General features: G+C 58.2%; 19 protein-coding genes. 6 read left to right on the top strand and 13 right to left on the bottom strand.

The annotated features are described in order from the left end of the window. Together DSL70_RS22465 and DSL70_RS20625 are read left to right on the top strand one after the other, a co-directional pair. The coding region (locus DSL70_RS22465) for a hypothetical protein (protein WP_205563432.1) at positions 1-190 on the top strand (190 nt) is incomplete at its 5' end. A gap of 709 nt (positions 191-899) precedes the next feature. After that, entirely contained in the window at positions 900-2,921 is a 2,022-nt protein-coding gene (locus DSL70_RS20625; RefSeq protein WP_119309869.1) for a M23 family metallopeptidase, read from the top strand. A 110-nt stretch (positions 2,922-3,031) separates the two neighbouring features. Here the strand turns inward: DSL70_RS20625 and clpB are convergent, their stop codons facing one another. Next, positions 3,032-5,617: an ATP-dependent chaperone ClpB gene (gene clpB / locus DSL70_RS20620; protein WP_119309868.1), complete on the bottom strand. Its 2,586-nt coding sequence runs from the start codon at positions 5,615-5,617 to the stop codon at positions 3,032-3,034. 276 nt (positions 5,618-5,893) lie between these two features. Between clpB and DSL70_RS20615 the strand changes: the two genes are divergently transcribed. Continuing rightward, positions 5,894-6,652, top strand: coding sequence for an MOSC domain-containing protein (locus tag DSL70_RS20615; RefSeq protein WP_119309867.1), 759 nt, complete (start codon positions 5,894-5,896; stop codon positions 6,650-6,652). A 102-nt stretch (positions 6,653-6,754) separates the two neighbouring features. Here DSL70_RS20615 and DSL70_RS20610 read toward each other — a convergent pair whose 3' ends face one another. The 5 genes from DSL70_RS20610 to DSL70_RS20590 form a co-directional block, all read right to left on the bottom strand. After that, on the bottom strand, positions 6,755-7,366 hold the full coding sequence (locus DSL70_RS20610) for a DUF4167 domain-containing protein (RefSeq protein ID WP_119309866.1): 612 nt from the start codon (positions 7,364-7,366) through the stop codon (positions 6,755-6,757). 378 nt (positions 7,367-7,744) lie between these two features. Next, complete coding sequence (gene prmC / locus DSL70_RS20605; RefSeq protein WP_119309865.1) at positions 7,745-8,611, bottom strand: peptide chain release factor N(5)-glutamine methyltransferase; 867 nt, start codon at positions 8,609-8,611, stop codon at positions 7,745-7,747. Positions 8,612-8,656: 45 nt separating this feature from the next. After that, positions 8,657-9,748 carry a peptide chain release factor 1 gene (gene prfA, locus DSL70_RS20600; RefSeq protein WP_119309864.1) on the bottom strand — a complete coding sequence of 364 codons (1,092 nt, stop codon included), beginning with the start codon at positions 9,746-9,748 and terminating at the stop codon, positions 8,657-8,659. A gap of 99 nt (positions 9,749-9,847) precedes the next feature. Beyond that, positions 9,848-12,130, bottom strand: coding sequence for a phosphoenolpyruvate--protein phosphotransferase (gene ptsP, locus DSL70_RS20595; protein WP_119309863.1), 2,283 nt, complete (start codon positions 12,128-12,130; stop codon positions 9,848-9,850). A 258-nt stretch (positions 12,131-12,388) separates the two neighbouring features. Beyond that, positions 12,389-13,642, bottom strand: coding sequence for an aspartate kinase (locus DSL70_RS20590; RefSeq protein ID WP_119309862.1), 1,254 nt, complete (start codon positions 13,640-13,642; stop codon positions 12,389-12,391). Positions 13,643-13,901: 259 nt separating this feature from the next. Here DSL70_RS20590 and ubiG point away from each other — a divergent pair, with 259 nt between their 5' ends. Both ubiG and DSL70_RS20580 read left to right on the top strand, forming a co-directional pair. After that, on the top strand, positions 13,902-14,654 hold the full coding sequence (gene ubiG / locus DSL70_RS20585) for a bifunctional 2-polyprenyl-6-hydroxyphenol methylase/3-demethylubiquinol 3-O-methyltransferase UbiG (protein WP_119309877.1): 753 nt from the start codon (positions 13,902-13,904) through the stop codon (positions 14,652-14,654). Between the two features lie 351 nt (positions 14,655-15,005). After that, positions 15,006-17,192, top strand: a complete 2,187-nt coding sequence (locus DSL70_RS20580) for a methyl-accepting chemotaxis protein (protein WP_119309861.1) — start codon at positions 15,006-15,008, stop codon at positions 17,190-17,192. Between the two features lie 117 nt (positions 17,193-17,309). Here DSL70_RS20580 and DSL70_RS20575 read toward each other — a convergent pair whose 3' ends face one another. From DSL70_RS20575 to DSL70_RS20560, 4 genes are all read right to left on the bottom strand, one after another. Continuing rightward, positions 17,310-17,840: a DUF1178 family protein gene (locus DSL70_RS20575; RefSeq protein WP_119309860.1), complete on the bottom strand. Its 531-nt coding sequence runs from the start codon at positions 17,838-17,840 to the stop codon at positions 17,310-17,312. A gap of 129 nt (positions 17,841-17,969) precedes the next feature. Then, entirely contained in the window at positions 17,970-18,800 is an 831-nt protein-coding gene (locus DSL70_RS20570; protein ID WP_119309859.1) for a carbon-nitrogen hydrolase family protein, read from the bottom strand. Positions 18,801-18,975: 175 nt separating this feature from the next. After that, on the bottom strand, positions 18,976-19,230 hold the full coding sequence (gene grxC, locus DSL70_RS20565) for a glutaredoxin 3 (RefSeq protein ID WP_119309876.1): 255 nt from the start codon (positions 19,228-19,230) through the stop codon (positions 18,976-18,978). 88 nt (positions 19,231-19,318) lie between these two features. Next, complete coding sequence (locus tag DSL70_RS20560; RefSeq protein WP_119309858.1) at positions 19,319-20,164, bottom strand: ComF family protein; 846 nt, start codon at positions 20,162-20,164, stop codon at positions 19,319-19,321. Positions 20,165-20,289: 125 nt separating this feature from the next. On the opposite strand from DSL70_RS20560, the gene DSL70_RS20555 reads away from it, so the two are divergent. After that, the gene (locus DSL70_RS20555) at positions 20,290-21,183 is read left to right on the top strand and encodes a methyltransferase domain-containing protein (RefSeq protein ID WP_425359369.1); all 894 of its coding nucleotides are present in this window, start codon (positions 20,290-20,292) and stop codon (positions 21,181-21,183) included. Positions 21,184-21,283: 100 nt separating this feature from the next. Here the strand turns inward: DSL70_RS20555 and DSL70_RS20550 are convergent, their stop codons facing one another. The 3 genes from DSL70_RS20550 to argJ form a co-directional block, all read right to left on the bottom strand. Next, positions 21,284-21,457: a Flp family type IVb pilin gene (locus DSL70_RS20550; RefSeq protein WP_119309875.1), complete on the bottom strand. Its 174-nt coding sequence runs from the start codon at positions 21,455-21,457 to the stop codon at positions 21,284-21,286. Positions 21,458-21,672: 215 nt separating this feature from the next. Then, entirely contained in the window at positions 21,673-22,110 is a 438-nt protein-coding gene (gene mutT, locus DSL70_RS20545; protein ID WP_119309856.1) for an 8-oxo-dGTP diphosphatase MutT, read from the bottom strand. Positions 22,111-22,122: 12 nt separating this feature from the next. Then, positions 22,123-23,367 (bottom strand): bifunctional glutamate N-acetyltransferase/amino-acid acetyltransferase ArgJ, encoded by a 1,245-nt coding sequence (gene argJ / locus DSL70_RS20540; protein WP_119309855.1) that lies wholly within the window; start codon positions 23,365-23,367, stop codon positions 22,123-22,125. Positions 23,368-23,418: the final 51 nt, after the last annotated feature.

Raw genomic sequence — 23,418 nt, 5'->3', positions numbered from 1 at the left:
AAAAGACCAAAAGCCTTTTCTCAGAACTCAAAGCAAGCACCTAATCACTCGCCAAATTCCAAATTTTGAGGCGAACCGCCCCGCCGCCAGCAGCGCCGCCGCTGTCGATGAACGGACTTATAGACCCCACCCCAATCAGAGTCAAACGCTTTCTAAAAACTTTTTCAAACTTATTCATCCAATGCGTTGAAAACTATGTTTTTGTCAATAAAAACATATACATAACAAAATTCACACAGTCACAATACCTCCCAACTTCGCAATACTCACACGCAAATAAGCAAAACTACGATGCCCAAAAATCTTCATTTTAAAACGCCAAATTTTACGATATGGCTGAAATCCGCCAGTTCCTTCACACAAGCTATATGAGCATAGAAAGACGCACGTAAGATCCCTCATCAACGCTCAGCCCGACTTTGTTCGCAATCGCCACCAAGTCTGCACAGTGAGCTCGTCTGGCGAGAGGATATCGGGGATAAGCATGGCCATCGCAAGAATCCCGCTTGATTGGTTTTCACATAATCAGGATCGCGAGTCGGCGAGTGAGAAATCTCTCTCGTGATCCTTCCCACGACTTGTTGATTTCTTCTTGCCGCCCACCTGACAAAACCCCGGACATGGCAAAGCCCAAGGAGCCCCACTTTGCCCCCGTCATCCTTTCGGCATCCAGTGCCGTTTTCTGGTTGCCATAAGGTAATATGCGGGCCATAAATTACAGGCTTGGACAAAGAACGCGCGATCCCTTTTTCTGCCGCAATTGCGTGCTCTTTTCCGATGCCTTAAAGGAACTTTAAAAGGCCGCAAGAAAACCGGGTGTTCCCACTGAATAAAGTTACTGCCCGGAAGCGGGCAGATCCGGGTAGAAATCAGACACTCGACCAAATTTTGAAAGCCCAATGAGCACAACAACTCTGACCCAGCCGCCCTATCTGAAAGCACCCGTCAAAAAGACCCAGCCTTCAGTACGCATTGATTCCAGCATCGATCTGGGTCAGGCCCCTGCATTGTTGACGCCATCAGCGCGCTTGAACCCGCCAGACCGCCGCACCCTGAACATCCGCTGGCTGGTCGGCACCATTCTTACCGGCTGTACATCCATATTCCTGATGGGAGGCGCTCTGGTTGCTGGCATTCAAAGCCAGGACAAGATGACCGAGCAGGCCTTTCTGACACAGGCAGAAGAATCGCACCCGCTTGCGCCCGGCGAATTGATCGCCGCAGGCACCAAGGGCAATCGCCTGTCGCGCTCCATTCGTCCGGTGTCGCATCGGCGAGAAATTCAGGTCAGCACCATATCGACCTTGGGTGATGAGAATCTGGTCACCACCAAACCCTTCATGCTGATTTCGGCGTCTCTGGAAACCAAGAAGTCCCCGAATATCACCTTCCCGGCCTTCGACCCGGTCCGAATCTTCTCCTCTTCTTCCGACAGAAAGCAACAGCCCGCCAGCCAGCAGGACGACCAGCTCTATTCTGCCAACGTGGAAGGCGAGATGCGGCTGAGAGCAGAACCGCTCAACCTTGTCAGCGATTACGAGCTCGACGCAGGCGGCCCGAGCAATTTTGAAGTGCGGCGTCTGGTCAACCAGTCTGCACTCTTCCTGTCCGATGACAGCAACCAGACCCAACCCGCCTTTGGGGTGATCGACCCGGCGCGTTTCGAGTTCCCGGCAACATCCGTTGACGCGCTCGCCCCCTCCTATATTCGCATCGTACCCGAGAACATGAGTTCCTTCACCAAGACCGAAGGCACCAATCAGGGCACGGAAACCGAAGAGAAGATCGTCGTTGCCGTTCAGGGAGACACCGTTCGCAACCTGCTGCTCGAAAACGAGGCAACAGAAGAAGAAGCTGCGGAACTGGCCGAACTGATCGCCGACAAGGCCGGCATTGACGATCTGTCGAACAACCAGCGCATGCGCATCGTTTATGAGCTCGTCAATGACGGCCTTCGCGAGCGCTCCCCTCTGCGCATCAGTCTCTATCTCGGAGAAGAGCACCAGATCACGGTCGCCCGTTCTGATCAGGGCACGTTCCAGGTCGCCGACGAGCCGGTAGAAGGCGATCTGTCCCTGTCAGCGACACCCGATTCCCTTACCACTCTGAGGACCGGCCCGCGGCTGACTGTTTATGACTCGGTCTACCAGACAGCACTCAACAACGGCATCGAACCGGAAATGATCGATGAGATGATCAAGATCCTGTCCTTCGACGTCGATTTCAACGCGATGGTGAAGCCGGGCGATTCGCTGCAGCTCTTCCACTCCGTTCCGGAAAACGGCGACAAGGCCGAGATCATGTTCGTCGAGATCCAGCTGAATGGTGTCACCAAGCGCTACTATCGCTATCGCACCCAGGATGACGGCATCGTCGACTATTATGACGAGAGCGGCCGCAGCGCCAAGAAATTCCTGATGCGCAAACCGGTGCCGGGCGCCAAATTCCGCTCGCCGTTCGGTTGGCGCCGCCATCCGATCCTGAAGATCATGCGCCTGCACAAGGGCGTCGACTGGTCGGCATCGCGTGGCACACCGGTGATGGCAGCAGGCAATGGCCGCATCATCACGCGCAAGTGGGCCAGCGGCTATGGCAACTTCATCGAAATCCAGCACACCAATGGCTATGCCACCGGCTATGGCCATATGAGCCGCTTCGAATCGGGGCTGGATGTTGGCGATTACGTCCATCAGGGCCAGATCATCGGCTATGTCGGTTCCACCGGCCTGTCGACCGGGCCGCATCTGCACTACGAGGTGACGGTCAACGGTCGCCATGTGGACCCGATGCGCATCCGTCTGCCGCGCGGCCGCACTCTCAGTGGCGACATGCTGGCCAGCTTCACTCAGGAGCAGGAACGCATCAACGATCTGTTGGGCAAATCCAGCGAGATCAAGGTTGCCCAGAACGACACCGAATAGCAACGCCCGTTACATCCGGACAAAAGAAAGCCCCGGCAGATGTCTGTCGGGGCTTTCTGTTTGATAGGAACGGCAAAGGCGAAACGCATTACCGCCATTGCCTTTGGCTGTTATTCCTCGACACCGAAGGTCAGGGCATCATCCTTGACCAGCACATGCACGCGGGACCCATCCAGAATGCCACCCGAAAGCAGCTCTTCGGCCAGCGGATCCTGAATATAGCGCTGAATCACCCGTTTGAGCGGACGTGCACCATAGGCCGGATCATAGCCCTTGTTGGCCAGCCATTCGGTTGCCTCATCATCCAGCACCAACTCGATCTTGCGATCGGCCAGCAGCTTGGTCAGATGCTTCATCTGAATGGCCACGATGGAAGCCATATGCTCGCGCATCAGGCGATGGAAGATGATGATCTCGTCAATCCGGTTGAGGAACTCGGGACGGAAAGCAGACCGAACCACCTCCAGCACTCGCTCCTTGTCGGCATCCTTGAGGTCGGTTTCCTCCTTGCCAAGCAGGAATTCAGCCCCAAGGTTCGAGGTCATGATGATCAGGGTGTTGCGGAAATCAACCGTCCGCCCCTGGCCATCAGTCAACCGGCCATCGTCAAGCACCTGCAACAGTACGTTGAAGACATCCGGATGCGCCTTTTCGATCTCGTCGAACAGGATCACCTGATAAGGACGCCGCCGGACCGCTTCGGTCAGAACGCCACCCTCTTCGTAGCCCACATAGCCCGGAGGCGCACCGATGAGACGGGCGACCGAGTGCTTTTCCATGAACTCGGACATGTCGAGCCGAACCATCGCGTGCTCGTCATCGAACAGGAAGTCGGCCAGCGTCTTGGTGAGCTCGGTCTTGCCCACACCGGTCGGCCCGAGGAACATGAACGAGCCGATCGGCCTGTTCGGATCCTGCAACCCGGCCCTTGCGCGCCGCACGGCCTTGGAAACCGCGGCAACCGCATCCGCCTGCCCGATGACCCGCTGGCCAAGCTCTGCCTCCATGCGCAACAGCTTGTCCCGCTCGCCTTCGAGCATCTTGTCGACCGGGATACCGGTCCAGCGCGAAATCACATGGGCAATGTGATCGGGCTGGACAGACCGTTCGACCATGGCATTGGACTGCTGGGTGCGTTCTTCAACCTGGGCCAGAAGTCCCTCCAGACGGGGGATTTCGCCATAGGCCAGCTCACCGGCCTTGGCCAGATCGCCGCGCCGCTGGGCCTGAGCCAGATGAACCCGTGCCTCGTCCAGCTGTTCCTTGATCTTGGTGGCATCGGAAAGCTTGTCTTTCTCTGCCTGCCAGCGCTGGGTCAGGGCTGCCGATTCCTCTTCGAGATCAACCAGCTCATCTTCCAGTTTTTCCAACCGGTCACGGGAGGCAACGTCCTCTTCCTTCTTGAGGGCTTCCCGCTCGATCTTCAACTGGATGATTCGCCGGTCCAGCTCGTCCAGCTCTTCGGGCTTGGAATCGACCTGCATGCGCAACCGCGAGGCGGCCTCGTCCATCAGGTCGATCGCCTTGTCCGGCAGGAACCGGTCGGTGATATAGCGGTCCGACAGGGTTGCCGCAGAAACCAGCGCATTGTCGCTGATGCGGACCCCGTGGTGCAGCTCATATTTTTCCTTCAGCCCGCGCAGGATCGAAATCGTATCGGCCACGGTCGGCTCATTAACCATCACCGGCTGGAACCGGCGGGCCAGAGCCGCATCCTTTTCGACATACTTGCGATATTCATCCAGCGTGGTCGCGCCAACGCAGTGCAGCTCACCCCGCGCCAAAGCCGGTTTCAGCAGGTTGGAGGCATCCATGGCACCATCGGACTTGCCTGCTCCGACTAGCGTATGCATCTCGTCGATGAACAGGATCAGTTCGCCACTGGCAGCCTGAACCTCATTCAATACCGCCTTCAAACGCTCCTCGAACTCGCCACGATATTTGGCACCAGCGATCAAGGCACCCATATCAAGAGCCAGCAAACGCTTTTCCTTGAGGGATTCGGGCACGTCGCCATTGATGATCCGGAGCGCCAGCCCTTCCGCAATGGCGGTCTTGCCGACGCCCGGCTCGCCGATCAGCACCGGGTTGTTCTTGGTCCGGCGCGACAGCACCTGAATGGTCCGCCGGATTTCGTCATCGCGCCCGATCACCGGATCGAGCTTGCCGTCACGCGCATCCTGTGTCAGATCGCGGGCATATTTCTTGAGGGCGTCATAGCCGTCTTCAGCCGAAGCTGAATCAGCCGTCCGTCCCTTGCGGATTTCCTCGATGGCTCGATTGAGATTCTGCGGCGACACACCGGCCTTGCTGAGGATCTTGCCAGCCTCGCTGTCCGTCAACATGCTGATGGCCAGAAGCAGACGTTCGACAGTCACGTAGGAATCGCCTGCCTTCTTGGCAATCTCTTCGGCCTTTTCAAACAGCTTGGCCATATCGGGCGACAGATATAGCTGTCCTGCGCCGGAACCGGAAACAGCAGGCAGAGCCTTCAGCCGGTCTTCCAGCAGCAGACGCACCTGCGCCGATTGCCCGCCAGACCGATCAATGAGCCCGGAAGCCATGCCTTCCTTGTCATCCATCAGAACCTTGAGGATATGCTCCGGCAAAAAGGCCTGATGCCCCTGCCCGATGGCATATGTCTGCGCTGACTGCATGAAGCCGCGCGCACGCTCTGTGTAGCGTTCCAAATTCATTGTCACTCTCCTTTGTGCGCAATCCTGATCATCCATCCATTGGCATGATCGAGACGCCACGATTGAATTTGACTATCGCACAAGCTCCTGACCTCTTCCAGCGAGCAAGTCGACACGTCAGTCCTCCCCCCTGCTGCATGAGCCAGAGAGGTGTCCCCCTCAATATGGTGTTGCATTTGCGCAACAAAAGAGGCAAGTATCAAATAATTTCCGCTTCAGCCTACCCTGCCAGCCTTACCCCGGGGTTGCGGCTTTTTCCAAACGAAAGCAGACCTGATGACCATCTTGCTAAACGCAATCTATCGCTATCCGATCAAGGGATTTACGCCCCAGAAACTGACCGCCGTTGAGGTTCTGGAAGGGAAGCCGCTGCCATGGGACAGGGCCTTTGCCATTGAGAATGGCGACAGCGGCTTTGACCAGAACAGTCCGGCCCACCTATCCAAGGTTCATTTTCTGATGCTGATGAAGCAGCCGGAGCTGGCAGCCCTCAAATCCGCATTCGAACCGGAGACCGGCGCCTTCACTATATCGAAAGACGGTGAGCAGGTTGCCAGCGGCAATCTGTTCGATCCGGCCTCAATGCAGGACGTGCTCGATTATCTGGCCACCTACTGCAACAAACCTTTGCGCGGTGCGCCACGCCTGTTGCATGCCGATGGCTTTTCCTTCACCGATTCAAAAACCCAGGATGTTACCCTGATCAATCTGGCGTCAGTCCGGGATATCAGCGAAAAGGCGGGTGCCGATCTCGATCCCCTGCGCTTCCGCGGCAATTTCTATATCGAAGGCGCAAAGCCGTGGCAGGAACATGACTGGATTGGCAAGGATATCACCATCGGAGATCTCCGCTTCACCGTCCGCAAGCGCACCCAGCGCTGCGCGGCGACCAACGCCAATCCAGCGACCGGTGAACGGGACCAGAATATTCCCAAGCTGCTGATGACCCATTATGACCATTGCGACTGCGGCATTCACCTGATGCCTCTGCAAAGCGGCTCGCTGCAAACCGGAGCCGCCCTGACGGTGCTCTGACTGTGCTCTGACTGTGCTCTGACGATGGCAGACCAAGGACCTTGAAAAGAAAAAACCCGCCGAGAAGGCGGGTTTAAAGTCTGCAAATCAGTGAGCCGGTGCTCAGTCTTCAGCGATAACCGGCTGAGGACCTTCAACAGCAGAAGCGCCTTCGCCATCCTTGTCGGCGCCAGCTGGCTTCTTGCGAGAACGATAGGTCGTGCGACGGCGACGACGAGGAGCGGCCTTGCCGTCATCTTCCTTGTCGCTTTCCGCCACAACCGGGATATCCGGCTGATCGGAATCATCACCGTCATCATCCTGCTGCGGATCGAAAACGGCCACTTCCATCTCGACGGCGGTGTCTTCAAAGCCATTGATATCCGGCTGCGGCTCGTCACCAGTGATCTCGGACATCGAAGACTTGCGGGAAGACCGCTCGATAACGGGCTGCTCGCCGGAGCCATTGACCGGGCGCATCTCTTCGCGGGTTGCAGGCTGAGCCGCCGCGATGATACGCAGATAATGCTCAGCGTGCTGGTAGTAGTTTTCGGCCATCACCATGTCACCGGACGCCTGGGCATCCCGGGCGAGAGACTGATATTTCTCGGCGATATGGCTGGCTGTGCCACGAATTTTTACATCCGGTCCATTGCTGTCATAGGATCTGGACAGCGGATTGGAAGGCTTGCGCCCGCGACTGCGTGTCCGGCTGCTTTTCTGGCTCTGTCGCATTGTTTTTCTCTCGTAAATAGGCCGACCAAAAGGTTCAGCAAGGCAAACTGATTGCAAGCGCCCAACGGACGCAGGACTTGACCTGATCCCTCAGACCATGACACCGGGTTGTCAACCTGTTTGAAAAGTCACGAGCTTTATCGATTCAATGATCGAATGGCTTCTTTGACTGAATAAAATCTGAAATCCGCTACCGGGAACCATAAGCTTCAGACATGTCTGATCCGGACCCCGTCGCCAGCTGTACTTTGCAACGCAAATCAGCCGGATTTTGCTCTTGGTGAAATCAACTTATCGACTTACGGCGCAAATTCAAGCCCATTGAGTTTTTTTGTCCAAGGGCAACAGCCGCTTTCAACAGAAGTTTGGCAAAAAGGCTTAGATTGGGTGCGTTTCGAGCAACAATATGCGATTTTGGCCGCCAAGATCCTGTAAAATGTGGCAATGGGTATCGTTTTCCTCTGCCAGCCCATGCACTTGGGCAAGAGATTTGACCGCCGCTGCCTGGCGATATCCGAACTCGAATGCCATCAGGGAAGGCTTCTGTTGCCAGCTGGCAATGGCGGCGAAGATGGCTTCATAGGCTTCAAGCCCCGTCGCCCCGGAGACCAGCGCCCCGAGCGGATCATAATCGGCCACATCCCGCTCGATATCCGCCATCTCCGTTTCCGCCAGATAGGGCGGATTGGAAATCAGGATGTCCATGCCTCCGGCAAAGGCGTCTGCGTAGCTGGCCTCGACAAAGGCCACCCGCCCGGAAAGGCCCAGACTCTGCGCATTCTCTTGCGCAACAGCCAGAGCTGCAGGCGAGATGTCCGACCCGACCCCTCGCGCATTGGGCAATTCGGACAGCAGGGAAAGCAGGAGGCACCCGGTTCCCGTTCCGATGTCAACCAGCTTCAGAGGAGCCCTTTTATCGGCAATGCGGTCGAGCACCCCGGCCACCAGCGTCTCGCTGTCCGGTCTCGGCACCAGCGTGTCTTTGGTAACCTTGAAATCAAGGCCCCAAAATTCCCGATACCCCAGAATATGGGCAATCGGCTCGCGCTCGGCTCGGCGAGCGATGAAGGCATCAAGCAGAGCCATCTCATCGGCATCGAGCGACCGGTCAAATTGCAGGATGATGTCCGTCTCCGAAAGCGACAGCCCATGTGACGCCAGCAAACGGGCATCCAGTCGTGCCGTCTCGATGCCTTCATCGGCAAGACGCCTGGCCATTTCGGCAATCTTCTGATCAAGACGCATCGAACCCTCCGAAGGCTGCTGCGAAAACCCTGTCCAGCTTGTGCGCTAGACGGCCCCCTCTTCGGCAGCGGCCAGCAACTGGGCCTGATTCTCGGCGATCAGCGCATCAATCAGCTCCCCGAGCGCTTCCCCGGCCAGAACCTTGTCCAGCTTGTAGAGCGTCAGGTTGATGCGGTGGTCTGTCACGCGCCCCTGAGGGAAGTTGTAGGTGCGGATTCGCTCCGAACGGTCACCGGAACCGACCTGCCCCCGACGCGCTTCAGACCGCTCACTGTCGGCCCGCTCCCGTTCGGCCTCATAGAGGCGCGCCTGCAAAACCTTCATGGCGTTGGCCCGGTTCTGATGCTGCGACTTCTCTGACGAGGTCACGACTATGCCGGTGGGTAGATGGGTGATGCGTACGGCCGAGTCGGTGGTGTTGACATGCTGTCCACCGGCACCCGACGCGCGCATCGTATCAATGCGGATATCGTCGGGGCGAATGTCGATGTCCACCTCTTCTGCTTCGGGCAACACGGCCACGGTCGCTGCCGAGGTGTGGATGCGGCCACCGGATTCGGTTTCCGGCACGCGCTGTACCCGGTGCACGCCGGATTCATATTTCATCTTGGCAAACACTCCGACGCCGGAAACGCTGGCGATGATTTCCTTGTAACCGCCGACTTCGCCTTCGCTGACCGACATCACAGAAACCTTCCAGCCATTGACCTCGGCATAGCGCTGATACATGCGGAACAGATCCCCCGCAAACAGGGCAGCTTCGTCCCCACCGGTCCCGGCGCGCACTTCCAGAATGGCGCTCTTGTTGTCGGCAGCGTCCTTGGGCAGCAGCAGAATCTGCAACTCGGCAGCAAGATCCTCGATTTTCTCCTCGGTCGGCTTGAGATCCAGCTGCGCCAGTTCGCGCATTTCGGCATCCATGTCCGGATCCTCGAGAATGTCTTCAAGATCCTGAAGCTCCTGAAGTGCGGCCATATATTCGCGCGACTTCATGGCAACAGGCTCCAGCTCGGCATAATCCCGGCTGAGCTTCACATAGGCATCGGGATCAGGTCCCGCCGCCATCTCGGCGGACAGGGCATCGAACCGCTGGATCAGGGCTTCAACGCGGCCCTTCGGAATGGAAACTCCAACCATATTTTTCAGTCCTGTTGCAATCGGCCATGAGAAACACGCTCACTGTCTATCCCCCACCCTGCCCCAAGCGACAGCACGGACGATCCACACAGAGAGTCGCTAGAGATTTCCCGCCGGAATATGAATATCGTAACGTTCTGCGAAATCCTGCAGGAAGCGTTTCACCTCATCAGCATGAACAGCTGTTGCAAGCATTTCGGTGAATTCCGCCTCAAGCTGAGCGAGCGGCAGCTCAAGCAGCATGGCCTTGACCGGCCCGACGGAGGAAGGCGCCATGGAAAGATGGCGATAGCCAAGCGCCAACAGCGCCATCGCACCGGTTGCCCGACCCGCCAGCTCACCGCACACGGTAACCGGCACGCCCTTTTCCTCACCCTTGGTGATGATATGTTTGAGAGCGCGCAGGAAGGACGGCGACAGCGAACTGTAGCGCCCGGAAAGCCGGGTGTTGCCCCTGTCACAGGCCATCATGAACTGATGCAGGTCATTGGTACCGATGGAAATGAAATCCGCCCGATCCAGAAGTGCATCAAGCTGGAACAGCAGTGACGGCACTTCCAGCATGGCGCCAAGCTGGATCTTCTCCGGCTTCTGATAATTGTGCCGCTCCAGATGGGCGACCTCCCGCATGAACAGGCCCTTGGCTTCATCGAACTCGAAGACATCGGTGATCATCGGGAACATCAGCCGAAGAGTCCGTCCCGCTGCGGCATGCAGCAGGGCCCGCATCTGAGTCCTGAGCAGGCCGGGGCGATCAAGCCCGAGCCGGATGGCCCGCCAGCCCATGGCCGGGTTTTCCTCTGCCGCCATACGCAGGAAGGCAAGAACCTTGTCGCCGCCCACGTCAAGGGAACGGAAGGTCACGGGCATCCCGTCGGCACTGTCGAGCACCTGACGATAGACCTTTTCCTGTTCGCGCATCCGCGGGAAGCTGGCCGCAACCATGAACTGCAGCTCCGTCCGGAACAGGCCGATGCCCTTGGCACCTGCGCCAACCATGTTCGGCAGATCCACCAGAAGGCCGGCATTCATGTAGAGATCGACCGGCACCCCGTCCTGAGTGACGGCAGGCTTGTCGCGCAGCTTGCGATATTGTTCCTGTCGATGGGCACGGAACTTGACCTGGTCGACATAGGAGGCTTCCACATCGGCAGGCGGGCGCATGTGCACATGGCCGGTATCGCCGTCAACAATGATCGGATCGCCGTCTTCACAAAGAGCGACTGCCGTGGCGACCTGACCGACCGTGGGAATTCCGAGCGCACGGGCAACGATGACCACATGGCTCGTCGGCGCGCCTTCTTCCAGAACCAGACCACGGACCCGGTCCCGCCCATAGTCGAGTAGCTCCGCCGCCCCCATGTTGCGGGCAACGATGATCGCGTCGGTCGGCTTCTCGCCATTCTTGTCCGTCAGCTTGTCGCCGCTGAGCTTGCGCATCAACCGGTTGGCCAGATCATCGAAATCATGCAGCCGGTCACGCAGATACGGGTCTGTGGAGCGCATCAGACGGGCGCGCGTGTCGCTCTGCACCCGCTCCACCGCAGCTTCGGCTGTCAGACCGGTATGAATGGCTTCCTGCATCCGCCGCACCCAACCGCGGTCATAGGCAAACATCCGGTAGGCTTCCAGAATGTCGCGATGCTCGCCGACATGGGAAATGTCGTCACGATTCAACAGGTCATCGACCGACAGGCGCAAATGCTCGATCGCCGATTCCAGCCGCTTTTCCTCGGCCTGAGCGTCCTCGGCAATGAGATTCGTGACCACGATGCGCGGCTCGTGCAGAACGACCCGCCCAAGGCCAAGCCCTTCGGCCATAGACAGACCTTCAAGCCGCAAAGGCCGGACGAGATCGAGATCGGCACCGGGTCCGGAAAGGCCCTTCAGCTCGCCGGAGGCAATCAGCTCGGCCAGCACCATCGCAGTGGTCTGCAGGGCCTCGACTTCCTCGTCCGAATAGAGCCGCTGGGTCTTGTTCTGAACAACCAGAACGCCCAGCGTCCGGCCCGAACGCAGGATGGGAACACCGAGAAAGGCGTGATAGATTTCCTCACCCGTTTCCGGGCGGTAGGCAAAGGCTGGGTGCTCCTGCGGCTCCGACAGATTGAGGATGCGCGCTTCGGACGCGATGTGACCGACCAAGCCCTCGCCGACGCTCAGGCGGGTCTCGTGCACGGCCATCGGATTGAGGCCCTCGGTCGCGTAAAGCTCGAGCAGATTATCGGAACGAAGAACATAGACCGAGCAAACCTCGGCCACCATGTTGGCCGCGATCAGTCGCACAATCTCGTTTAATCGTTCCTGCGCATCCGTCGGCTTGGCCATCGTTTCGCGAAGGCGTCGCAAGAGAATGCGCGGACCTGCCAGATTTCCCCGCATCCGGGTATCTCCGATTTTCCGCATTGTCACAGGGGAACCACCACTGGGCGGCCAACCCGCAAATAAGATTTCCTGACGTCCGAAAACCCGCCACAAGCCATGAGTCAGAAAGCGGGGATTCGTGTCACGCGCAGTATGGCATGATGCGATCAGGCAGATCAATCATGCGCAAAGCTTTAGAGGGGCCAAAGGACACTCTCTCGACAGGAAACGAAGTTGTGAAACGGCCATCAAGCGGCCGCTCCACAACGCAAGGATCTACTTCTCGTCCAATCCGTAAAGCGAATGCAGGGCGCGAACCGCCAGCTCCGCATATTCAGCATCGATCAGGATGGAAATCTTGATCTCGGACGTCGTGATGGCGCGAATGTTGATGCCACGCTCAGCCAGCGCCTTGAAGGCCTGGGAGGCGACACCGGCATGGCTGCGCATCCCGATACCGATCACGGACACCTTCACCACATCGGTCGAGCCTTGCAGGACATTGTAGTTGATGTTGTGACGGGCGCCTTCCAGCACGACCCGGGCGCGATCGAAATCGCCCTTGGGCACAGTGAAGGTCATATCAGTGATGGTGCCATCTTCAGAGATATTCTGCACGATCATGTCGACATTGATATTGGCCTCTGCAAGAGGACCAAAAACATGCGCCGCAATGCCCGGCTTGTCTTCGAGCCGACGCAGGGAGATTTGCGCTTCATCCTTCGAGAAGGCAATTCCGGTTACAACCTGTTTTTCCACAATCTCATCCTCATCACAGATCAAAGTTCCCACGGGCTGGTCCGCATTCATCAGCTCGGGAGCATCCGGCTCGACGAAAGAAGACCGCACGAATGTGCGAACATTATGCACCATTGCCATCTCGACAGAGCGCACCTGCATAACCTTGGCACCCAGAGATGCCATTTCCAGCATTTCCTCAAAGGAAATCTGATCGAGCCGTCTCGCTTCGGGAACAATGCGCGGGTCAGTGGTGTAGACCCCGTCCACATCGGTATAGATATCGCAACGGTCGGCATTGATGGCAGCTGCAATGGCAACCGCGCTGGTGTCGGAACCACCGCGCCCCAAAGTCGAGATCCGGTTGTCCGGAGCAATCCCCTGGAACCCGGCGACCACAGCAACCTGGTTCATTTCCAGACGCTCGATCAGGACCGAACCATCGATTTCCTCGATCCGCGCAGCACCGTGTACACCATTGGTTTTAAAAGGAATTTGCCATCCAAGCCAAGACCGGGCATCAACGCCCATATTCTGCAGGGTCAAGGCAAGAAGACCCGATGTCACCTGTTCACCAGAGGAAACAACGGTATCATACTCGCGAGCATCATAAAGGGGAGAAGCCTCCTGGACCCAACCAACCAGCTCGTTGGTTTTGCCAGCCATCGCAGAGACTACGACGGCCACCTGATTTCCCGCGTCCACTTCACGCTTCACGTGTCGGGCAACGCGTCTGATGCGCTCGATATCCGCAACAGACGTACCCCCGAACTTCATGACAAGACGAGCCATTCACTATCGCTTTCTGTCACTGGTTTTCCGTTTTAAGCGGCACAATCATAAGGGCAGATTGACCTTGCCGCCGGTTGCGCATAGTCATACTCGGCAGACGGCGCGCATGCAAGCATTCTCGGGCTTGACTTTTCCTCTCGCGGAAAGAAGTTATTGAAAACTGCATCACGATGGCGTTTTGACAATCAATTCGCTAATCAACAAGGGGGAAACCCCAACCGTATATCCCCCAAAGCAGATCGGAAGCAAAGGGCAGACAATGACATCCCAGACCAATCCAAAGGCAACCACCGTTGATGATGCTGAAATTGCGCGGTTCTCGGCGATGGCTCAGGAATGGTGGAGCCCGACGGGCAAGTTCCGGCCCCTGCACAAGTTCAACCCGACCCGCATCGCCTATTTGAGGGAAAAGCTGCTAGATCATTTCGGCTGTGATGCCCATGCCCGTCAGCCTCTCAAGGGCCTGACCATTCTGGATGTCGGTTGTGGCGGTGGCCTTCTGTGCGAACCGCTCTGTCGCCTCGGAGCTGAGGTAACCGGCGTCGACGCCTCGGAAACCAACATCGGCATCGCCTCCACCCACGCCAGGGAAAGCGGCCTTGCCATCGACTACCGCGCCACGACAGCCGAAGCCCTCGTTGCCGAAGGCCGGTCTTACGATGTCGTCCTGACGATGGAAGTGGTGGAACACGTAGCCGACGTCGACCTGTTCCTGTCCGAATGCGCCAGCATGGTCAAGCCGGGTGGGCTGATGGTTATTGCAACACTCAACCGCACCCTGAAGTCTCACGCTCTGGCGATCATCGGAGCAGAATACATCCTGCGCTGGCTTCCGGTTGGCACCCACACATGGGAAAAATTCGTCACCCCGAACGAATTGGAACGCTCCCTTGCCCCGACTGGTCTGGAGATCGTCGAAAAGGTCGGCGTCAGCTACAACCCGTTGTTCGACAAATGGTCCCGCTCAAACGACCTCGACGTCAACTACATGTTTCTTTGCCAGAAGAAATAGCCTCAGAATAACCTTCCAAACCTTTTACACCGGCAAGCTCCCTTCGCGGCAAAGTATAAGCACCAGCAATGCGCATGGAGAAATAAACGTATGCGCGCAAATCCTGTCAAAACAACCAATTTCTTTACATGAAAACTCCGCAGATGACCAAGTATATCTGCATAACCCTTTTGCACTAGACGTTACAAAATAATATTTTACCTCGTCTTAATACATCAAATTCAAAATAATCAATACATTCCGGACAGAAGAGGTCTGCCCAGAATAAAAAAACAATTCCGGCCGCCAGGTGTCCGGGCAAATCAGTCGTATCACTGCTATTCTGAATGGCACTCAACAAGGTTTTGCATTATGAACCTCCACTCCATTCGCGTTCGCATCGTCGCCTTCACTGCCATCTGTGTCATTGGCTCAACAGGCACCATTGTTGGATATAACCTCTGGTCAGCCAGAAACAACGCAACCTACGTTTCGTCGAACGTGGGTGAGTTGCTCGACATCACAGGCCAGAAATCCCTGTCCAACCTCGCAGCCGCTCAGGCGGGCATCATCAAGTCTGAAGTTGAAACCGCATTTTCCACGGCGCGAAGCATGGCCAAGGCGCTTGAGACGATTGCCATGCCCGAAGGAGACGGAGGATCACCCAAGGAGATCCGGCGTGGCCAGCTCAACGAGCTTCTGCATCGATCCCTCACCGACAACCCGCTTTTCAATGGCACCTACAGCGCGTGGGAGCCAAACGCACTGGACGGCATGGACAACAGCTACCGCTCCGACGCCAAGGTTGGCTCGGACGAGACCGGTCGCGCCCTGCCCTACTGGACGCGCGACGGCAGCAAGATTGCCGTACAGCCGCTCGTTGAATATGACAGCTCCGACAAACACTCGAACGGCCTGATCAAGGGCGGCTGGTTCCTCGGCCCGCAGGCCAGTGGCAACGAAAGCATCCTCGCTCCCCTGCCTTATGTCGTACAGGGCAAGGCCGTCTATCTGGCCACCATGTCCGTACCGATCAAGGTCAATGGCAAATTCGCCGGTGTCGCTGGCGCCGACTTCGATCTGTCTTTCGTGCAGGAACTGGCCAACAAGGTCGACAACAGCACCTTCAACGGCAGCGGCTCGGTTGAAATCGTCACCAATGACGGTCTCGTGGTTGCCTCCAGTGCCAATCCCAAACTGATCGGCGGCAAATTTGAAGCCGATCCGGACAATATTCAGGCTGAAACCGCAGCGCTCAATCAGGGTCAGCCCAAGGTCTTCGTGAACGAAGGGGACGACACCCTGCGCGTCTTCTCCCCGATTGCTCTGGGCCGCACCGACAAGAGCTGGTCTGTGGTCATCGACGTACCCCGCTCCGTCGTAATGGCCGAATCCATCGCCATGGGTCAGGCCATGGCACAGCGCAACAACAACGATCTGTTCTGGCAGCTTGCGGTGGCGCTTGTGGTCGCAGTGGTCGCCATGGCAGCCATGGCATTCGTCGCTCACAACATTTCCTCTCCAATCGTCACCATGGCGAATATCCTGCGCAGGATCGCATCGGGTGATCCGGTTGACCGTGTCGACGGCGCTGATCGCAAGGACGAGATCGGCGAAATTGCCAAGGCCTCCGAAGTGCTACGCACCGGCTTGCAGGAAGCAGAAAGACTGCGCCAGGAAGCCTCCGAGCGCGAAGAAGCGGAACGCAAGCTTCTGGACCATCGGGCCAAGCTCGCCCAGGACTTTGTCTCCCGCATGCAGGCCCTCTCCTCGGGCATCGCCTCTTCGTCCAGCGAAGTCGCCAGCGCCGCTCAGGACCTGTCCGAAACCGCCAAGGAAACATCGCGGCAGTCGCAGTCCGTGGCCGTTGCCGCCGATCAGGCGTCTGCCAACGTCCAGACCGTAGCCAGCGCCACCGAGGAAATGTCCGCTTCCGTTCGTGTTGTCAATGATCAGGTCATCCATTCTGCCCAGGTCGCCGACAAGGCCAATGCCGAAGCCGACGCCGCCAACCAGCGCATCCAGTCACTGGCAGCCGCAGCCGCAGCCATTGGTGATGTCATCGAGCTGATCAACGGCATCGCCGCCCAGACCAACCTTCTCGCCCTCAACGCCACCATCGAGGCGGCACGGGCCGGAGAAGCAGGCAAGGGCTTTGCCGTTGTGGCTGCAGAGGTCAAGCAACTGGCATCGCAGACCGCCAAGGCCACCGAGGAAATCGGCCAGAAAGTCGCCGAGATCCAGCAGGCTACAGACGGCACCGTCAAATCGGTTGGCGAAATCGCTCAGGTCATCGCCAGCATCAAGGAAACCGCGTCCCAGATCACGGTCGCCGTGGACGAGCAGGGATCGGCAACCGCTGAAATCGCGACCAACTGCCAGCAGGCAGCAACCGGCACCGATGAAGTGACACGAAACATCGGCGGCGTGAGCCTTGCAGCAGAACAGACCGGCACAGCCTCGATCCGGCTGCAGGACCTCTCCAAGGGCCTCTCCGATCAGGCAGGCGACCTCAGCAAGATCGTGGAAAAATTTGTCGAAGATTTCGCAGCCGCGTAACGACAGATCACCAGAAACAAAAAGCCCCGCTTCGGCCAGAGTGCCGGAGCGGGGTTTTCTTTATTTGTCATCATGTCAGGACCGAAGGCGCCGTCCGCGCCACTCAGATGACACCCATCAGTTCTGGTCTTCAGGCAAGACAGGCATCGGCAGACAATCGATCCCGTCTTCCGAGAGCGACTTGATTTCATCAACGGTCGCCTCGCCATAGATGCCGCGCTCTTCGGTTTCGCGGAAGTGCATCTTGCGGGCCTCTTCGGCAAACTTGTCGCCGACATAATCGGCATTGTCGACCACATGCTGACGGAAGGCCCGAAGCATCTGCTGAATCTGTTGCGGGCTGGGTCCTTCCCCCGCCTCTGCGGAGGCAGGAGCAGAAACCGATACGGATGCAGGCACGACGGCATTGCCACCAGCCCCGCCAGATGCCACCCCCGTGTGAGCTGCACCGGGGCGAACAGGCAGCCCCTTATCCTGAGTGCGAGTCCCAGTCACGCTTGGGGCCATCAGGGACTTGGCAATCGACGTAGAGGCGCAATAGGGGCATTCCACCCGCCCATCACGGATCTGTGCCTCGCAATCATCATTATTGCGAAACCAGCCTTCAAACACATGATCATGATCGCAACGCAGCGAATACTTAATCAAGTCAGACCTCTAAGTCATATCCGGTTACAGTGGCACCCTCTCGCCAATCGGCGCGGCCAGCATGACAAGCCAGCTTGCACACATTGGCAGGAGAAAAGTTTCATCTCTCTAAATATAGGCTATCTGGCGTCAGATTTCAAAAGCCCGATCATGCTGCAGCGACGGAATGGCCTTGCGGCAGCCCTCGACCCGCGTCATGTCGATGTCGGCAGCGATGAAGCAGGGCTCTTCTCCAGCCACCGCCAACACGGTGCCCCATGGGTCGACAATGATCGAATGCCCATAGGTCTCGCGCCCGTTCTCATGCTTGCCGCCTTGCGCCGCGGCGATCACGAAGGCGCCATTCTCGATGGCCCTCGCCCGCATCAGCACGTCCCAGTGCGCCTGCCCTGTGCGTTTGGTGAAAGCGGCGGGAATGGCCAGGATGGTAGCACCCTTCTGCCGACAGAGCGCCCGGTACAGATAGGGGAAGCGCAGATCGTAGCAGATTGTCATCCCCAGCGTGCCCCACGGCAGGATACTGCTGACGGCCTTGAGACCCGGCACGAAACTGGCCGACTCCCGGTAGCTTTCGCCGCTTTCGAGATCGACATCGAACATGTGGATCTTGTCATACTGGGCAGCAATCCGCCCAGTGGGTGTGATCAGCAGGCTGCGGTTAACCGCCTTGACCTCGTCGCAGGTGCGCACCAGAAAGGACATCGACCCGATGTGCAGCCAGATGTCCAGCTCCTCGGCCAGCGCCTGCATCCGCTTGACGCCTTCGTCATCATCCTGCGCGGAGATGACATCCATCATCGCCTTGCGGTTCATTTCCATGGTCGCAGTCTGCTCGGGCGTCTGGATATAGTCGGCCCCATCACGCCGGGCGTCCCGGATCAGACGCTCGGCTTCATCCAGATTATGCTCCGGGTTGCGACCTGACCGCAGTTGAACACAGGCAGCACGAAAGGACGTCATGGCACTCTCCGGATTGTCTTGGATTTCTCGACCCGACGGGGTCAAAACAGGATCATCCGATGAGTCTTACCCAAGCTTCCCCTGTCTGACAAGAAGGCAATGCGGCCCCATCCTCAAACCAAGGGCCTCAAACCAAGGACATCAGACCACAGACAAGAAAACGCCGGGTCCGGGATCAGGCAGCGAGCATCGGGTCGAGCTTGCCGGCCTTGTCGAGGGCAAACAGGTCGTCGCAGCCACCGACATGCTCTTCATTGATGAAGATCTGCGGAAAGGTCCGGCGACCGGACTTGGCAATCATTTCCTGCTTGAGATCGGAATCGAAGGTCGCGTCCAGTTCCCGGAACGCCACCCCCTTGTCGCTCAGCAGCTTTTTGGCAGCGGTGCAAAAACCACACATCTTGCGCGTATAGATAACAACTTCAGCCATTTCGGTCTCCTTGCGAACCAAACCGGGCATTGCGCCTTGCCGGATGCAAACCACCCGTCCAGTTTGGACTTGTTCAAAATCTCATGATTTATATGGTTATTTCCGCGCCAGCGGCAACCCGTGCAAAGGTGATAATGCAAATTTCTCCGGCATTGGATCGCCTCAGAACCCTGCAACAGGCCTCCAGTGTCGCCCCTGTCGTCCAGACATCATCAATCAGCACCACCGTCCGTCCGGTCAGCGACAGCCGATCCGGCAGGTTGAGCTGGAAGGCGCCTTCCACATTCATCCGCCGCTCGGCTTCATTGAGGCCGACCTGCTGCCGGGTGGGCCGCGTCCGCACCAGAAGATCGGGCATGAAGGCAAGCCCGGTCTCCTCCGCCATGGCCTTGGCAAGCAGCGCCGACTGGTTATAGCGCCGCCGCCACAGGCGTCTCCTGTGCAATGGAACCGGCACGATCAGGGCCTGCGGATCAGTGAGGCAATCCGCCCCCGCCCGCACCATCCAGCGCCCCATGACACCAGCAAGGTCGGTACGGTCCAGATACTTGAGCCGATGCACCATCCGTCGGGCCGTCGAGCCGAACAGTGCCACCGAACGGGCGCGGTCATAGACGGGTGGATGGGCCAGCACCTCCGGGCTGACAAGCCTGTTGCCCAGATCATAGGAAAAGGGCAATCCGGAGACAGAGCAATAGGGTTTTGCAATCCAGTCCATGTCCGCCCAACAGGTGCCACAAAGGCTATTGGCATCCTGAACAATCTTGCCGCAACCGGCGCATCTTGGCGGAATGATCAGATCCTGAACAAGGCGCGCCAGAAGACGCAACCTTTTGCCTGCTCCCCGACCAGAACCAGCAAGAGACCATCCGCCTTGCGGTTCCTCCCCGGTGGCCGCGGACAGTGGGCCGGAGTGCTGCCAGAGATGTTTCATTCTTGACTCCCCAAACTCGCGCCCCTAGCTAATCCAGACAGAAAGACCGATGGTAACAATGCCCCAAGCAGCGCTATCATACAAGGGACGCAAGGCCGCGCCGCCTGCGCGATAAACTGGAAAGCATCAGCACCATGACCGATATTCCCCGCCTTTTCGACACGGACCTGCTGGCCCGCCGCCGCGTTCGCGCCTTGCGTGCCCACGGGCAGGACGGAGATTTTCTGCTGCGGGAAGTGGTCGAGGATATGCTGGACCGCCTATCGATCGTCATGCGCCCATTCCCCAGTGTCGTCGAGCTGGGAGGCCACACCGGGCTGCTCGCCAGCACCCTTGCGCAACGGCAGGGCACCGAAGACGTCATCCGGCTAGAACAGCACCCGAGCCTGTTTCATGATGGCGAGCACGCCACCCTGTTCGACCCGGAAAACCTGCCCCTCAAACCACAGAGCTGCCACCTGCTGGTCTCGCCGCTGTTCCTGCACTGGATCAACGACCTACCCGGCGTTCTCATCCAGATCCGTCAGGCGCTGGTGCCCGACGGCCTGTTTCTGGCCACACTGCTTGGCCGCGACAGCCTCACGGAGTTGCGGCAAGCCTTTTTGATTGCCGATAGCGAGATATCCGGCGGAGCCAGTCCGCGGGTTGCACCCCTGCCAGACCTCAAGGACATGGGCAGCCTGATGCAGCGCGCCGGATTTGCCCTGCCGGTCGTCGATCACGACACCTTGACCGTGCGCTATGCCTCGCTCTTTTCCCTGATGCAGGATCTGAGGCGCATGGGAGCAACCAACGTGCTCCATGACCGCAGCCGCCGCCCCCTGCGGCGGGACACCCTGATGCGCGCCGCCGAGGTCTACCAGCAGCGTTTCTCCGATCCGGACGGGCGAATTCGGGTTACCTTCCAGATCATCTCCCTGTCAGGCTGGGCCCCGGACGCAAGCCAGCAACAGCCGCTGAAGCCGGGCAGCGCGAAAATGTCCCTCGCCAGCGTTCTGGGAGACAAGTCCACTTGCTGATCCGGCGCACCGACTGGGCATCATGATCAAGGAGAAAGAGTGAAGCGAGCAGGGTCAACGCCCTGACCGTGTGAGCACCTGGCATAAGGCCCGACAAATCTCAAGGAACAGCAGCACTCAACGTCTTGCCAAGATAGGTAAATATATCTTCAACGACAGCGACGACATCAACCATCGCAGCCACAATGACCACACCAATCAGGCCAACGATAAAACCATATTCCAACGCGGTGGCCCCACTCTCGTCTTTCAGGAATGAACGGAACTTGAGCATTGCAATGATCCAGACGGTTGCGTGAAATGACCCCATCAATCCCGCTGCGCTTCCGAGCTTCCGAGCTTCCGATTGCCGGATTGATGAGCGAATGAATCAAATTTACAGAAAGATGTAAAAAAATCCCAAAAAAACGACGAATGTTTTTTCCATGCTGAAAGAATGGCAACCAAAAGCTTAAGGCGACATGCGACAAATTGCCGAAGGCTGGGCAATCAGGCGCCAAGTAGATCCACGAGAGGCGCAATCAGCGGCAGGTCTGCCGGAGGCATGGGAAAGTCGCGCAAGGCGCCTGCCCGCACCCATTTGAGCGCCTGCCCTTCTTGCGACTGAGGCACCCCTTCCCAGCGACGGCAGATATAGAGCGGCATCAGGAGATGGAATTCGTCATAGGCGTGGCTGGCAAAGGTCAACGGCGCCAGGCATGCTTCCTTGGTCTTGATGCCCAACTCTTCTTCCAGCTCGCGAACAAGAGCCACCTCAGGCCGTTCACCAGCTTCCAGCTTGCCACCGGGGAATTCCCAAAGGCCTGCGAGATTCTTCCCCTCGGGCCTCTGGGCAATCAGAATGCGGTTGTCTTCGTCCACCAACGCGACCGCGACCACGAGCAGGAGCCGAACCGGAGAATGGGTCTTGTCTTCTGGTGCGCTCATGCGAAGGGGTCCCTAGCTGCGGTAGTCGCCATTGATGGCGATATAGCCGTGGGTGAGGTCACAGGTCCAGACGGTTGCCTTGCCGGAGCCGATCCCCAGATCGGCGCGGATCTCGATTTCGTCATTCTTCATGTATGCGCTGGCGACCTCTTCGGAATAATCCGGATCACGCATGCCATCGACGGCCAGACGGAATGGCCCGAACCAGATGGCAAGCTTGTCACGATCGGCCATTTCGCCAGCCTTGCCGACAGCCGCCACGACACGCCCCCAGTTGGCGTCTTCTCCGGCAGCTGCCGTTTTCACCAGCGGGCTGTTGGCAATGGCCAGAGCCACACGCTTGGCAGCCGCGTCATTTTCGGCACCCGAGACGGTGATTTCGAGGAACTTGCTGGCCCCTTCGCCGTCACGCACGACCATCTTGGCGAGATCCTGCAGCAGCGCACTCAAGGCATTGGAAAAGGCTTCCAGACGGGCATCATCGGCCTTTTCGATCACCGGGCAGCCGCGCCCTTTGGCAGCGCCGGAGGCAAAGACCATCAGCGTGTCGCTGGTCGAGGTATCGCTATCAACGGTGATGGCGTTGAAGGAGGTATCCACATGGCGGGAAAGCAGGGCCTGCAAAGCTTCCGCCGAAACCGGCGCATCGGTGAAGACAAAGCCGAGCATCGTCGCCATGTCCGGTGCAATCATGCCCGATCCCTTGGCGATGCCGTGGATCGTCACCGTGGTACCGTCGATATCGGCGCTGGCAGTTGCAGCCTTGACGAAGGTGTCCGTCGTCATGATGGCCCTGGCGGCATCCATGAAGGAAGCATTGGTCTTGTCGGAATCAAAAAGGGTGCCAAACAGCGAGGTGATGGGGGCCGGATCCAGAGGTTCGCCAATAACGCCCGTAGACGCCATGAAAACCTCGGAAGGCTTGCCACCACAGGCCTCAGCCGCCGCATTGGCAACAGCCGTGGTGGTCTTGACCCCGGCCGAGCCGGTAAAGGCGTTGGCGTTGGAGGCGTTGACCACCAGAGCACGAGCGCTGCCGCCTGCAAGATGGGCCTTGCACCAGTCTACCGGAGCAGACGGGCACTTGGAACGGGTATAGACACCGGCAACGGTCGTGCCTTCAGCCATCTCCACCACCAACAAATCGTTGCGGCCCTTGTATTTGACGCCGGTTGCAGCAACGCCAAGGCGAAAACCGCCAATCGCATCAAGCTCGGGATAGTCTGTCGGGGCGAAGGGAGAAGGTTTGAGATCCATTGCAAGCATCCTTCCAAGAAAAAAGAGGGAACACATCGTGGCTCTCGGGCC

The organism is Cohaesibacter haloalkalitolerans (assembly GCF_003574655.1).
GTDB classification, from domain to species: Bacteria; Pseudomonadota; Alphaproteobacteria; order Rhizobiales; family Cohaesibacteraceae; genus Cohaesibacter; species Cohaesibacter haloalkalitolerans.
This window is presented reverse-complemented; position numbering and strand designations above follow the sequence as displayed.

What these genes read in the sequence shown, in the direction of transcription:
- DSL70_RS20625 (WP_119309869.1), top strand. Translation starts at nt 900, where the DNA reads ATGAGCACAACAACTCTGACCCAGCCGCCCTATCTGAAAGCACCCGTC.
- clpB (WP_119309868.1), bottom strand. Translation starts at nt 5,617, where the DNA reads ATGAATTTGGAACGCTACACAGAGCGTGCGCGCGGCTTCATGCAGTCA.
- DSL70_RS20615 (WP_119309867.1), top strand. Translation starts at nt 5,894, where the DNA reads ATGACCATCTTGCTAAACGCAATCTATCGCTATCCGATCAAGGGATTT.
- DSL70_RS20610 (WP_119309866.1), bottom strand. Translation starts at nt 7,366, where the DNA reads ATGCGACAGAGCCAGAAAAGCAGCCGGACACGCAGTCGCGGGCGCAAG.
- prmC (WP_119309865.1), bottom strand. Translation starts at nt 8,611, where the DNA reads ATGCGTCTTGATCAGAAGATTGCCGAAATGGCCAGGCGTCTTGCCGAT.
- prfA (WP_119309864.1), bottom strand. Translation starts at nt 9,748, where the DNA reads ATGGTTGGAGTTTCCATTCCGAAGGGCCGCGTTGAAGCCCTGATCCAG.
- ptsP (WP_119309863.1), bottom strand. Translation starts at nt 12,130, where the DNA reads ATGCGGGGAAATCTGGCAGGTCCGCGCATTCTCTTGCGACGCCTTCGC.
- DSL70_RS20590 (WP_119309862.1), bottom strand. Translation starts at nt 13,642, where the DNA reads ATGGCTCGTCTTGTCATGAAGTTCGGGGGTACGTCTGTTGCGGATATC.
- ubiG (WP_119309877.1), top strand. Translation starts at nt 13,902, where the DNA reads ATGACATCCCAGACCAATCCAAAGGCAACCACCGTTGATGATGCTGAA.
- DSL70_RS20580 (WP_119309861.1), top strand. Translation starts at nt 15,006, where the DNA reads ATGAACCTCCACTCCATTCGCGTTCGCATCGTCGCCTTCACTGCCATC.
- DSL70_RS20570 (WP_119309859.1), bottom strand. Translation starts at nt 18,800, where the DNA reads ATGACGTCCTTTCGTGCTGCCTGTGTTCAACTGCGGTCAGGTCGCAAC.
- grxC (WP_119309876.1), bottom strand. Translation starts at nt 19,230, where the DNA reads ATGGCTGAAGTTGTTATCTATACGCGCAAGATGTGTGGTTTTTGCACC.
- DSL70_RS20560 (WP_119309858.1), bottom strand. Translation starts at nt 20,164, where the DNA reads ATGAAACATCTCTGGCAGCACTCCGGCCCACTGTCCGCGGCCACCGGG.
- DSL70_RS20550 (WP_119309875.1), bottom strand. Translation starts at nt 21,457, where the DNA reads ATGCTCAAGTTCCGTTCATTCCTGAAAGACGAGAGTGGGGCCACCGCG.
- mutT (WP_119309856.1), bottom strand. Translation starts at nt 22,110, where the DNA reads ATGAGCGCACCAGAAGACAAGACCCATTCTCCGGTTCGGCTCCTGCTC.
- argJ (WP_119309855.1), bottom strand. Translation starts at nt 23,367, where the DNA reads ATGGATCTCAAACCTTCTCCCTTCGCCCCGACAGACTATCCCGAGCTT.